Below are 12,340 nucleotides of genomic sequence, written 5' to 3' on the forward strand. Positions count from 1 at the left end.
TTACACTCCGCTTGCGACCAGCCGCGTGGTGCGGGGGATCGCGACAATGGCATCGTCATGGACCAGCACGACATCGATGCCGCGCGGGAACAGGGTTTCGTTGATGGTGAGCCGCTCGAACAGGTCGCGCGGCTGGATCATTGCCTGCAACAGCGCGGTGCCGTCGATGCCGGGACCCTTCAGCTCGAACGCCGGCCCTTGCGTCACGCTGTCGACCTGCAGGATCAGCGTGGTCGAACGATCCGGATATTCGTTGGTGCCGAACGCGAAGCGATCGAGCGCCGCAAGATTGCCGGCATCGCCGATCAGCGCGAAGCTGGCGATCGAGGAATCCGCAAGCACCGGCGCGCTGGTGTGGAACTTGAGCCACCTCGCGATATCCGGTGTCGCCGACATCGCGGCATCGAGCCAGATCGGCGTGTCGTGGTCGAACAGCGTCAGCGCGATCGCAGACGAGCCGCGCATCATGCCGGCGGGCGTTCCCGCTTGGGCCGTGATGCGCTGGACGTTGCCCGGGCGCGCCATTGCGTCCATGACAGAGCGGAAGGTCGACTGCGCCGACAACACCTTGTCGGCAAAGCCTGTGGGCAATTCGGCAACCGTCGTCATCGCATCATCCTTCACCGCGCACCATCGTGTAGAAATCGACCCGCGTCGCCGCGGTTTCCGCAGCCTTGCGGCCGCGTTCGGCGTCCAGGCTTGCGCGCAGCGGCGCGATCACCTTCGCCTCCACCTCGCCCGACAATTCCGCCGACTGCACCATGGCGTCGCACAACGCGATCATCTGCGCCTTCTGGCTGTCGCGGCCGAGCGTGTAGCCGAATCCGACATCGCCGGTCGCAAGCCGCACCGCCGCGCGCGACACCGTCGCCTCGCCCAGATTGAACGGCGCCCCGTCGCCGCCGATCCGCCCGCGCACCATCACGAGGCCGTTCTCCGGCTCGCGGAGGTTTTCATGTGCCGGCACCGCGATATCAGCTAGCCTTCCCGCGATCTCCGCAGCGCCGGACTGCGCCAGCACCGCCATCGCGGCCTTGCGCTGCGCTTCTTTGCCGTTCCGCACCATCGAGTTCATGAGCAACCTTGCCTGAATCAAGTTGTCTATGATAATAGACAACTTGATAGCGAAACGCCATGACTGTTTCGTGACAAATCGACGATTTCTGGTTATCACCGCGCCATGAGCATGCAGGAAAGTTCCGGCGTCGCCTTGTGGCGGCAGGTCGCCGACGGTATTGAGCGCGGCATCGCCGACGGCCGTTTTGCCGCGGGCGAAAAGCTGCCGGGCGAGGTCGAAATCGCTGAGACCTATCGCGTCAACCGCCACACCGTGCGGCGCGCGCTCGCGGCGCTCGCGGAACGCGGCCTGGTGCGCGCCGAACGCGGCAGCGGAACCTATGTCGAAGCGCAGCGATTGGCCTATCCGTTGCGGTCGCGAACACGGTTCTCCGAGATCGTCGGCGCCGGCGGCCACGAGCCTCGTGGCGAGCTGATCGACGCCGGCAGTGACGTCGCCACCCGTGAGATCGCGCGTGAACTCGGTTTGAAAACCGGCGCCCCCCTGATCCGGATCGAGTCGGTGCGGCTCGCCGACCGCACGCCGATCTGCGTCTCCACGACCTGGCTGTCGGCCGAACAGTTTCCCGACGCCGGCAGCGTATTCGCCGACGTCCACTCGATGACCAAATTGCTGGCGCATTACGGCATCAAGGATTACCGGCGCTCCTCGACCCGGATCACCGCTGCGATTGCGGACGCCACCGACGCCGCGCGGCTCGATCTCGCGCTGGGCCGTCCTGTGCTGGTTGTCGATTCGACCGACGTCGACACCGCGGACAAGCCGCTGGTCACCAAGCGCTCGCGCTTCGCAGCGGAGCGGGTGGAGTTTCTGGTGGAGAATAGTTGAGTATTCGTAGGGTGGACAGAGCGAAGCGTGCCCACCATCGCAAACACGCCGTGAATGGTGGCACGGCGCATCCGCGCCTTTGCCCACCCTACGAACTACGCAACTGCGCGCTGTCCAATAATCGCAAAGCGCAGCTTGCTCGAGATGAAGTCGATCACGGCGACCGCGATCAGGATCATCAGGATCAGGAACGACACCTTCTGCCATTCCAGCACCCGGATCTGCTCGGCGAGCTGCAGGCCGATGCCGCCGGCGCCTACGATGCCGATGATGGTGGCCGAGCGCGTGTTCGACTCGATGTAGTAAAGCACCTGGCCGGCGATGACAGGCAGTACCTGCGGCAGCAGGCCGAAGCGAATTTCATGCAGCGCGTTGCCGCCGGAGGCCTTGATGCCCTCGACCTGCTTGCGGTCGGCGGCCTCGATCGCTTCCGAGAACAGCTTTCCGAACGCGCCGAAATCCGAAACCATGATCGCCAGCACACCGGCGAACGGGCCGAGGCCGACCACGTTAATCCAGACCAGCGCCCAGATCAGCGTGTCGACGCCGCGGATCGAATCCAGGAAGCGGCGCACCGGAAAGCGGATCAGGTTCGAAGGGATGATGTTGCGCGCCGCCAACAGGCTGACCGGCAGCGCCAGGACGGCGGCCAGCGTGGTGCCGAGCAGCGCGATCGACAGCGTTTCACCCATCGCCTGCATGTAGAGCGGAAACGACGAGCCCGGGTTCGGCGGGATCATCATCATGGTGATCCAGCCGAGCTGGCTGACGCCCGAGATCAGCTTCGATGGCGAGAAGTCAAGGTCGACCAGCCCGAACGCGAAGATCGCGAGCGCGGCCACGATCATCGCCGGCGTCGCCAGCCGCGCCGAGGCGGGCCGCTGGAACACATCAGGATATTTCGCGCGCAGCTCGGCGGTGTCCGGCTTCGGCAACTGACTCATCGGCGCGTCTCCTTGCCGAACAACTGGGCGCGCAACCACCCCGTCGAGATGTCGATGATGAAGACGGTGACGATGATGGTGACAAGGATGGCGCTAACGTCGGAATAGTAGAACTTGCGGATCGCGACCATGAACTCCTGGCCGATGCCGCCAGCGCCAACGAAGCCCATCACAGAGGCTTCACGGACGTTGATCTCGAAACGCAGTAGCGCATAGCTGGCATAGCCGGTCACGACCTGCGGCAGCACCGCGAAACGCATGCAGGACAGCCAGCTTGCCCCGGTGGAGCGAATACCCTCGACCAGCTTCATGTCGGCATTCTCGACGATCTCGGCGAACAGCTTGCCGAGCGCGCCAGTCGAATGGATCGCGATCGCGAGCACGCCGGCCATCGGCCCGAGCCCGAAGGCGATCACGAAGATCAACGCGAACACGATGCCGGGCACGGTGCGGGCAAATTCCAGAAGGCGGCGTACCGTGAAGCGCAGCCAGGGCGATGGCGAGGTGTTGTGCGCGGCGAAGAAATTCAGCGCAAAGGCGAAGACCGCACCGATCAGCGTGCCGACATAGCTGATCAGGATCGTCTCACCGAGCAGCCGCAGCCACTTCTTCAGGCCCCAGAACCACTCGACCGGATTGGTCCAGACCCGCGCGCCGGAATCCAGCGTCAGGATACGATCGAAATAGCTGAGGAAATTGCCGAAATAGGTGAACAGCGTGCGCAGGTCCACTTCCGCGCCCACTGCGGCGATCAGCAACGCCGCGCAGAACACCGCGGCGGCAAGCGTCATCTTCAGCCGCTTGCGCGCCACGGCCTTGCGGTAGGCGTCGTTGAGCACCGCAAGCTGCGGGGCTGGAAGGATGGATACAGCCGTCGCCATTACGGACCAATCTGGTTAAGGGACGAGCGAAAAAGGGCCGGGTCGTCCAACCCGGCCCAATTCACTGGCCTTGCGCGATCAGGACGCCTTCTTGCGCAGATTGTCCACGAACTTGATCAGGTCGATGGTCTTGTCGTAGTCGGCGTTGGTGATCGGGGCCCACGGCTGGTTCTTGCCGTCGGAGAGCTTCTTGAAAGCTTCCGGATCCTTCTTGTCGGCCTCGAGGAAGGCCTTTTTGATCGCGGCCTTCATATCGTCAGGCAGGCTCTCGAGATAGGCGTAGGGCGAGTTGATGATGAGGTCGGACTTCACGATGATGCGGAAGTCTTCCTTCTTCAGCGGCGTGCCGTCGCTCGACTTCACCATGTTCTTGTTGAGCATGCGGGTGAGGTTCGAATCGTCGTCGGCGTTCCACCAATTGGCGGCGACGTCGACGGTGCCCTGCGCCAGCGCCAGCACAGCGTTCTCGTGGCTGCCGGTGAAGACCACCTTGGAGAAATAGGCGTCGGGATCGATGCCCATCGCGTTCAGCTTGAAGCGCGGCATGTTGTTGCCCGAGGTCGAGTTGGGGTCGACCAGGCCGAGGTTCTTGCCCTTGAGGTCCTCGATCTTGTGGTACGGGCTCTTGGCCAGCACATAGAACACCGAGTAGTAGCCCTTCGAGCCGTCGGAATTGACGTCGATCACGAAGGCGTCGGTCTTGACGCCGGTGACGCGGGCGCGGGCGAACGACGCCGGGCCGTAATAGCCGATCTGGATGTTGCCGGCGCGCTGACCTTCGATGACGGCAGCGTAGTCGTTGGCGACGCGCAGGACCACCTTGACGCCGAGCTCCTTTGATAGATAGCTCACGAACGGGGCGAAGCGGTCGGAGACGCCGGAGGCGTTCTCGGCCGGGACCACCGCGAAGGTGATCTCCGGATATTTGGTCTTCCAGTCTTCGGCCGAAGCCGAGCCGGCGAACGCCAGCGCGGCAGCGCCGGCCAGCACGATGCGACGAGTGATCATGGTAACCCCTCCATAAGTTGCGACGTTCAGGCGGCGGCGACGGAGCCGAGCGCCGGAACAGTTGCGCCATCGGGCGCGGGCAACGGCGCCCCGCCCATGACATCATTGGCCTCGAGGTCGTAGAGTTCTCGGGCGATGTGGTCGGTCAGCGTCGCCGGTGCGCCGTCGAACACGACGCGCCCTGCCGCCATGCCGATCAGGCGGTCGCAGTAGCTCCGCGCCAGATCGAGCGAGTGCAGATTGCAGAGTACCGTGATGCCGAAGTGCTTGTTGATGCGCAGTAGCGCATCCATCACGATCTTGGTGTTGCGCGGATCGAGCGAGGCGATCGGCTCGTCGGCAAGGATGATGTCGGGCTCCTGCACCAGCGCGCGCGCGATCGCGACGCGCTGCTGCTGGCCGCCGGAGAGCTGGTCGGCGCGCTGCGCCGCGAGCTGCGCGATGTCGAACTGCTCGAGCGCGGACATCGCCAGCGCTCTGTCGTGCTCCGGCCACATCTGCGCCAGCGACCGCCACGACGGAATCTGCGCCAAACGGCCCATCAGCACATTGGTCAACACGTCGAGCCGGCCGACCAGATTGAACTGCTGGAAGATCATCGCGGAGCGCGCGCGCCACTGCCGCAGCGCCTTGCCGTGCAGCGCTGTGACGTCGGTGCCTTCGAACAGGATGCGGCCGGAGGTCGGATCGGCGAGACGGTTGATCATCCGCAGCAATGTCGACTTGCCGGCGCCGGAGCGGCCGATCACGCCGACGAAGCTGCCCGGCGCAATCGAAAAGGACGCGTTGTCGACCGCGGCTTTTGTGCCGAAACGGCACGTCAAACCATCCACCACCAGCATGCAATGCTCCAACCGCGCCGCGTTGGGGCCATCGCTATCCCCGGTGTTTAACAGTTATGTGACGCGGCTGCTGCGGTGCGGCGATCGTACACACCACCATGGTTGCAGTCATCGCGATGTCATGCTGTTGTCATCAAGCACCTTGATGAGAGGCCCTCCTCGTTGGAAGTCGTGATGAATGTGGAGGCAATGATGGCCGGAAAAGCACTCTCGGTCGTACCGACAATCGATCCCACAGCATCGGTCCGCGAGAGCAAGCTCGGCACCTATACCGAGGTCGGCGCCCGCACCATCCTGGTCGAAGTCAGCATGGACGACTACTCTTATGTCGTGAACGACAGCCAGATCACCTACACTACGATCGGCAAGTTCTGTTCGATCGCGGCGATGACCCGGATCAATCCCGGCAATCATCCGATGCATCGCGCAACACAGGCGCATTTCACCTATCGTGCCAGCGCCTACTTTTCGGGCGAGAACGACGACACTGACTTCTTCAGCTGGCGACGTGCGCACCACGTGCATATCGGCCATGACGTCTGGGTCGGTCACGGCGCCGTGGTGCTGCCGGGACGCAACATCGGCACCGGAGCGGTCGTTGCCGCCGGGGCGATCGTGACCAAGGACGTGCCCGCCTATACTATTGTCGGCGGCAATCCGGCACGACCGATCAAACGGCGCTTTTCGGAAGCGGTCGCCGATCGTCTCACCGCGCTGGCGTGGTGGGAGTGGGATCATGAGACACTTCGCCGCGCCCTGCCCAATTTTCGCAAGCTTTCGGTGGAAGACTTCCTCGACAAGTACGAGGCCGAGGGTGCGGCCCAATCACACAGCGAACCACGGAGTGCCGCATCGTGACTGATATTTTCATCGAGGGCGGCCGCACGCTGGTGGACGGCGTGTTCGTCGAGACTTCGCTGCGGACGTCGGGCCGCGATATCGGCGCGCTTGACGGCGAGCAAGGCCGCACCGCGCTCCATATCAATGCCGGCGGGTTGCTGGTCTTGCCGGGCATCGTCGACCTGCACGGCGACGCCTTCGAGCGCCAGATGATGCCGCGTCCCGGCGTCGACTTCCCGACCGACGTCGCGCTTGTTGACAGCGACCGGCAGGTCATCGCCAACGGCATCACCACTGTCTTCCATGGCACGACCTGGTCGTGGGAGCCCGGTCTGCGCAGCGCCGAGAATGCGCGGAAGCTGCTTGAGGCGATCGAGGCGCTGCGGCCGCAGCTTGCCGCCGACACCCGCTTCCATCTGCGCCACGAGACCCACAATCTCGAAGCCGAAGCCGAGATCATTCAATGGCTCACCGAAGGCCGCATCGATTTGTTCGCCTTCAACGACCACAGCAACGTCAAGCCGAAGAAGCGCGGCCAGCTGGCCGAGCGCACCGGTCTTTCGCACGAGGCCGTCGGCGAACTGCTCGACCAGGTCGTCGCCCGCCGCCCCGACGTGCCCGCCTCGATCGCAAGCCTGGCGGCCGCCGCGCGCGCGGCCAATGTGCGCATGCTCTCGCATGACGACAACAGCCCTGCCATGCGCCAGGAGTTTCGCACGCTGGGCGTCACGATCGCCGAATTCCCCATCAACGAAGAGACCGCACGCGACGCCGCCGCGGCCGGTGACTTCATCGTGTTCGGCGCGCCCAATGTGGTACGCGGCGGCAGCCACACTGGCTGGACCAAGGCCTCCGACATGATCGCCGAGGGCCTCTGCTCGATATTGGCATCTGACTATTACTATCCGGCGCAGCTGCTCGCGGCGTTTCGCCTTGCCGCCGACGGCATCCTGCCGCTCGCCAAGGCCTGGGATCTGATCTCGTCGGCTCCGGCGCGCGCTGCCGGGCTCAAGGATCGCGGCGCGCTTGCGGCAGGCCACCGCGCCGACATCGTCGTCGTCGATGACAAGGTGCCGCTGCGGCCACGCATCGTGGCGGTCATTGCCGCCGGGCGGCTGGTGCATCTGACGGATGCCGGCCGGCTCGTCCATTCGCCCGCGCCGCGCAAGACGGTTGCGGCGGCGTAAAGCGGCCTTATTCTGGCGATCATGGCAAATCATCCGCGCTACGCGATCTACTACGCGCCGTCGTCCGACAGCGTGCTGCACCGCTTCGGTTCGACGCTGCTTGGCTACGACGCCGCTGATGGCGGCGACCTGCCCTTCCCCGATGGTGTCGCGTCCGACTGGCGCGAACTGACGCAGGACCCGCGCAAATACGGCTTCCACGCCACGCTGAAGGCGCCGATTTCGCTCGCTGACGGCAAGCGCGAGGCCGATCTCCGAGACGCCTGCGCCACCTTCGCGCGGCGTGCGCGGCACATTCCGGTGATCGAGCCAGTGGTCGATGCCATCAGCGGCTTCATCGCCGTGATTCCGGCTGTTCGTTCGGACGAACTCCAGCAGTTCGCCGCGGACTGCGTCACAGAGTTCGACGCATTCCGCGCACCGCTCTCTCCGGAAGATCGCGCGCGGCGCAACCCTGCGAAACTCACCGCGCGGCAGCGCGACTATCTGGATCGCTGGGGCTATCCTTACGTGATGGAGGAATTCCGCTTCCACATGACACTGACCGGGCGGCTGAACGACGAGCGGCGCGGTCCGACCGTGGCGTGGCTGCGGGAGCGGTTCGCGACGACGGGCCTCACGACGCTCGCAATCAACCGCATCGCGCTGTTCAGGCAGGACGACGCCGCGTCGCGCTTCCGGATCATCGGAAGCTGGCCGCTGCGTTCATAACGGCGCGCTACTCGTCCGGCCGGGTGCGGGCGATGATCTCAGCGGCGCCCTCGTCGAGCAGTTCCAGTCCCACCGCACGGCCGAGTTCGCGCGGGCGATCCGCGGCACCGTGCCTGACCACCTCGACGAAGCGATCCCCGGATACGTCGAGCACGGATGCGCGCAGCGTCATCTCGTGGCCCGCGATCATGGCGTGGCCGGCAATCGGCGAATTGCAGTGGCCGTTGAGGACCCACAGCACCTCGCGTTCGGCCTCGGCGCTGAGCCGCGCCTGTGCGTTGTCGATTCCCGCGAGGTGCGCACGCGTCGTCCAGTCAGTCTCGACGCATTCGACCGCGACGATGCCTTGGCCAACCGCCGGCAGCATTTCATCGACGGTAAAATCATGCGCGATGCGCGCGGTCATGCCGATGCGCTCGAGGCCGGAGCGCGCCATCACCAGTGCATCCGCCGGTCCGACCTCGCCTCCGTCAGGCAACCGCTGCTTGTCGCCGCGATCGAGCTTTGCGATCCGCGTGTCGGCAGCGCCGCGATACTGAATCACGGCAGCTTCGGGAAACAGCCGGCGCAGATAGGCGGCGCGGCGAACCGCATTGGTCCCGATCATGAAGCCCTTGCCGCGGGAGGCGCGGAAGGTCTCCAGCGACAGGCCGGACCTCAGCACGAGCGAATCGTTGGCAGCGTCGCGCGCGAGCATCGCCGCGATAACGAGACCGGGTGTCTCTTCATTGCCCGGCACGTCCTTCAGCGAATGCATCGCCGCCTGCAGCGTGCCGGATCGCATCGCCTCGCGGATCTCGGCGACGAAGGCACCGCCCTTGCCACCGTGCCGCAGCAGCTTGCTGGTCTGGTCCTGGTCGCCGCGGGTCTCGAACTTGACGACTTCGACGGCAAGGTCCGGCGCCGAGGCGCGCAGCAGCCGCGCGACCTCGTCGGTCTGCGCCAACGCCATCGCGCTTTTGCGCGTGCCAATCCGTAAAGCCTGTCCCGACACGGAATCTCCGCCGCAATTAGACGTCAACAGCGGGCATTAGAACAAAAGGCCTGTCAAAACAATGGTTTTTGCCCGCGCTAGACAGCACTCAAACGATGTCCTCGACCAATTCAACGCCGGCCTCCGTCATGGCCGCGGTGGCTGACACGAGCGAGCCCGCGAGATCGATGGCGCGGCAGCCCGACAACACGACCGCGGTCTTGAAGCCGAGACGCCGCGCATCGAGCGCCGAATACTGCACGCAGTAATCGGTCGCCAGTCCTGCCATGACAATGCGCTTCAGGCCGCGCTCGCGCAGATAGCCCACGAGCCCGGTCGGCGTCTTCAGGTCATTCTCGAAGAACGCCGAGTAGGAATTGATCGCCGGACGAAATCCCTTGCGGATGACGAGTTCGGCCTTGTCGGTGGCCAATTGCGGATGAAACGCCGCCCCCGGAGTGCCCTGGATGCAATGATCGGGCCATAATGTCTGCGGGCCATACGGCATCGTGATGGAGGAAAACGGCGCGGCTCCCGGATGCGAGGTCGCAAACGAACGGTGTCCCGTCGGGTGCCAATCCTGGGTCAGCACGACATGGTCGAACCGCTCCGCCAGCCGGTTGACGACGGGCACCACCGCGTCGCCATCCGCGACGGCCAGCGCCCCGCCCGGACAGAAGTCGTTCTGCACGTCGATGATGAGCAAAACGTCATCAGGCTGGATCTTCATCGCGCTCACGTTCCGATCCGGAGCGGAGCGCGCAGCTTGCGCAAACAGGCGATCACCGACAGCGCGGTGATGCGGCCCGTCTTCGGGTTCTCCGAGGGAATATTCTCGATCATCATCGAGAACCGCGCGGAATCGGAATCGACCTCGATGCGGTGGGTGTTGCGGGTCACCGTCGGGTCGGCCCAGATCTCGACCCGGGTGCGATCGGGGCCGATGCCGGCGAGCGACAGTGCCACCGCGACGTTGAGATTGGCCGGAAAGCCCTTTGCGGCGTCGCGCGCGCTGCCTTCGAAGATGCGCAACGGTTCGGTGATGCCTTCGATCTGGATGTTGTTCTCGACCAGATGCGGTGCGCCGAGCAGCCCCGCGATGGGCTTGCGCGTCACAAGCGTCGCCGAATGGATGGTCCCGACCGCGGCAGCGGTGACGGCGTCGAGCCCGATCAAGGCGCCGGTCGGCACGATGATCTGGCCGCCATGCGCCTTGGCGAGATCGATCAGGTCCGCGTTCTGCAACAGCGCGCCGACGCTGAGCACGACCGCGGTCTTGCCGCGCTCGACCACTGGCGCCACGATCGAGCGGACCACCTTGCTCGGCGCGCATTCGACCACGATGTCGGCGATTTCGGCGAGTTCTTCGATCGGCACCAGCTTCGGCGCGCTCTTGAGGCCTGCGAGCCAGCCGCGATGCTTGTCGGGGCTGTTCGCCGACACGGCCACGAGCGTCAGGCCCTCGATGCCCTGATCGAGCGCCTTGACGATATCAGCACCGATCGCGCCGAGCCCGGCGACTGCGACACGCGTCTTTGTCCCTCGCTCTCCCATCACTTCCCGCCGGCCAGCATCTTGACAAGGCGATAGAGATATTCCTCGCCATCGTAGAGCGATTTCACGAGCACGCGCTCGTCCTTGCCATGATTCCGGTTGTCATCGACGTCGGCAGCAAGCCCGGAATGGCCATAGGTCGGAATTCCCGCATTGCGCAGAAACAGGCCGTCGGTCGCACCGGCGCTCATGACCGGGACGATCGCGGCATCCGGCCAGAATTCCTTCGACAGCTTCTCGATCGATCCCATGATCTCCTCGTCGAGCGGCGACGGCGGGCTCAGCACGGCCTTGCCGCCCTTCACCTCGATCTGCTTGTCATCGAGCGCGCGCTCGATCTGGGCCTGGACGCCTTCGATCGGCTCGCCGGGCAGCACCCGGCAATTGACCCCTGCGGTCGCAAGCTGCGGCAGCGCGTTGATGGCGTGGCCGCCTTTCAACAGAGTGGCGACGCAGGTGGTGCGGAGCTGCGCATTGTATCCGGGGATCCCGGACAGCCGCGCCAGCGCCGCCGGGTCCGGCTGCGGCGCCAGGATGGCGCGGATATCGTCGGCGTTCTGCTTGCTCTCGGTCTCGGCGGTCTTGGCGAAATAGATCCGCGTCGTCTCATTGAGATTCATCGGGAAATCGTAGTTGGAGAGGCGAACCAGGCCTGCGGCGAGGCGATAGATCGCGTTGTCCTTGCGCGGCAGCGATGAGTGGCCGCCGCGGTCCGTCACCGTGAGCTGATAGCCGGTCGAGATTTTCTCGCTGGTCTGCACGCTGTTGCGGATCGCCTTGCCGTTCTTTAGGCCGACGCCACCGCCTTCGTTCAGCGCGAACTCGGCGTCGATCAGGTCGCGGTGGTTCTTGATCAGCCACTGGATGCCGAGGCCGTTGCTATCGCCGATCTCCTCGTCGGTCTCCAGCGCCACGATGATGTCGCGGTCGGGCTTGTAGCCCTCCTTCTTGTAGCGGATCAGATTGGTGATGAAGGAGGCCGCCATGTATTTGTCGTCGCTGCTGCCGCGCCCGTAGAAATAGCCGTCCTGCTCGGTGAGCTTGAACGGATCGAATGACCAGTCCTCGCGGTTGGCGGGGACGACGTCGAGATGGGCGACCAGCAGGATCGGCTTGCGCGCGCCCGAGCCGTGCAGCCGCGCCACCAGATTGCCCTTGTGCGGCGCCGGCGAGAACACGTGGACGTCGTCGTCGGAAAAGCCCGCCGCGCGCAGCCGTGCGCCCATCGCGTCGGCCGCCTTCTGCGTATCGCCGGTTGCGGTGGTCGTGTTGATCTCGACCAGCTCCTGGTAGATGCTGCGGGCAAATTGCTGCTGCTCGGTCAACCCGTCAGCCGCGGCGCCCGTTGCAAGCCACAGCGGACCGAGGACGGCCGATAGCAGCAGCGATCGACCTATTTTTCTGATTTTGTGCGACATCGCGCTCTCCCGGAATCCCACCGCCTCACCGGGCCGGATTCAGACAGGCGGCACGTGTTTTGGCAAGCGGGCGAGC

The 12,340-nt window shown here is 64.9% G+C and carries 14 protein-coding genes; 4 read left to right on the top strand and 10 right to left on the bottom strand.

What is annotated here, in order from left to right:
- Together phnH and phnG are read right to left on the bottom strand one after the other, a co-directional pair.
- Entirely contained in the window at positions 1–609 is a 609-nt protein-coding gene (phnH, locus tag ACP2YO_RS35155) for a phosphonate C-P lyase system protein PhnH (protein ID WP_426435682.1), read from the bottom strand.
- 4 nt (positions 610–613) lie between these two features.
- Complete coding sequence (gene phnG / locus ACP2YO_RS35160) at positions 614–1,075, bottom strand: phosphonate C-P lyase system protein PhnG (RefSeq protein WP_426435683.1); 462 nt, start codon at positions 1,073–1,075, stop codon at positions 614–616.
- Positions 1,076–1,180: 105 nt separating this feature from the next.
- On the opposite strand from phnG, the gene phnF reads away from it, so the two are divergent.
- Complete coding sequence (gene phnF / locus ACP2YO_RS35165; protein ID WP_426435684.1) at positions 1,181–1,906, top strand: phosphonate metabolism transcriptional regulator PhnF; 726 nt, start codon at positions 1,181–1,183, stop codon at positions 1,904–1,906.
- A 95-nt stretch (positions 1,907–2,001) separates the two neighbouring features.
- Here the strand turns inward: phnF and phnE (ACP2YO_RS35170) are convergent, their stop codons facing one another.
- From phnE (ACP2YO_RS35170) to phnC, 4 genes are all read right to left on the bottom strand, one after another.
- Positions 2,002–2,850 (bottom strand): phosphonate ABC transporter, permease protein PhnE, encoded by an 849-nt coding sequence (gene phnE / locus ACP2YO_RS35170; protein WP_426435685.1) that lies wholly within the window; start codon positions 2,848–2,850, stop codon positions 2,002–2,004.
- On the bottom strand, positions 2,847–3,731 hold the full coding sequence (phnE, locus tag ACP2YO_RS35175) for a phosphonate ABC transporter, permease protein PhnE (protein WP_426435686.1): 885 nt from the start codon (positions 3,729–3,731) through the stop codon (positions 2,847–2,849). The genes phnE (ACP2YO_RS35170) and phnE (ACP2YO_RS35175) overlap by 4 nt, the downstream gene beginning before the upstream one ends.
- Before the next feature lie 78 nt (positions 3,732–3,809).
- Positions 3,810–4,739, bottom strand: coding sequence for a phosphonate ABC transporter substrate-binding protein (gene phnD / locus ACP2YO_RS35180; RefSeq protein ID WP_426435687.1), 930 nt, complete (start codon positions 4,737–4,739; stop codon positions 3,810–3,812).
- 26 nt (positions 4,740–4,765) lie between these two features.
- Positions 4,766–5,581 carry a phosphonate ABC transporter ATP-binding protein gene (phnC, locus tag ACP2YO_RS35185; RefSeq protein WP_426435688.1) on the bottom strand — a complete coding sequence of 272 codons (816 nt, stop codon included), beginning with the start codon at positions 5,579–5,581 and terminating at the stop codon, positions 4,766–4,768.
- A gap of 192 nt (positions 5,582–5,773) precedes the next feature.
- Between phnC and ACP2YO_RS35190 the strand changes: the two genes are divergently transcribed.
- The 3 genes from ACP2YO_RS35190 to ACP2YO_RS35200 are packed head-to-tail and all read left to right on the top strand — an operon-like array spanning position 5,774 to position 8,319.
- Complete coding sequence (locus ACP2YO_RS35190) at positions 5,774–6,439, top strand: chloramphenicol acetyltransferase (RefSeq protein WP_426435689.1); 666 nt, start codon at positions 5,774–5,776, stop codon at positions 6,437–6,439.
- On the top strand, positions 6,436–7,608 hold the full coding sequence (locus tag ACP2YO_RS35195; RefSeq protein ID WP_426435690.1) for an alpha-D-ribose 1-methylphosphonate 5-triphosphate diphosphatase: 1,173 nt from the start codon (positions 6,436–6,438) through the stop codon (positions 7,606–7,608). Before ACP2YO_RS35190 ends, ACP2YO_RS35195 begins: the two co-directional genes overlap by 4 nt.
- A gap of 21 nt (positions 7,609–7,629) precedes the next feature.
- Positions 7,630–8,319, top strand: coding sequence for a DUF1045 domain-containing protein (locus ACP2YO_RS35200; RefSeq protein WP_426435691.1), 690 nt, complete (start codon positions 7,630–7,632; stop codon positions 8,317–8,319).
- Positions 8,320–8,326: 7 nt separating this feature from the next.
- On the opposite strand, the gene hemC is transcribed toward ACP2YO_RS35200, so the two are convergent.
- The 4 genes from hemC to ACP2YO_RS35220 all read right to left on the bottom strand — a co-directional run bounded on the left by hemC (position 8,327) and on the right by ACP2YO_RS35220 (position 12,264).
- The gene (hemC, locus tag ACP2YO_RS35205) at positions 8,327–9,271 is read right to left on the bottom strand and encodes a hydroxymethylbilane synthase (protein WP_426443387.1); all 945 of its coding nucleotides are present in this window, start codon (positions 9,269–9,271) and stop codon (positions 8,327–8,329) included.
- Between the two features lie 130 nt (positions 9,272–9,401).
- Positions 9,402–10,022 carry a bifunctional nicotinamidase/pyrazinamidase gene (gene pncA, locus ACP2YO_RS35210; RefSeq protein ID WP_426443388.1) on the bottom strand — a complete coding sequence of 207 codons (621 nt, stop codon included), beginning with the start codon at positions 10,020–10,022 and terminating at the stop codon, positions 9,402–9,404.
- Positions 10,023–10,027: 5 nt separating this feature from the next.
- Entirely contained in the window at positions 10,028–10,846 is an 819-nt protein-coding gene (locus ACP2YO_RS35215; RefSeq protein ID WP_426435692.1) for an aspartate dehydrogenase, read from the bottom strand.
- Positions 10,846–12,264, bottom strand: a complete 1,419-nt coding sequence (locus tag ACP2YO_RS35220) for a M20/M25/M40 family metallo-hydrolase (RefSeq protein WP_426435693.1) — start codon at positions 12,262–12,264, stop codon at positions 10,846–10,848. The genes ACP2YO_RS35215 and ACP2YO_RS35220 overlap by 1 nt, the downstream gene beginning before the upstream one ends.
- Positions 12,265–12,340: the final 76 nt, after the last annotated feature.

This window comes from Bradyrhizobium genosp. P, from assembly GCF_049949265.1.
Lineage (GTDB): Bacteria > Pseudomonadota > Alphaproteobacteria > Rhizobiales > Xanthobacteraceae > Bradyrhizobium.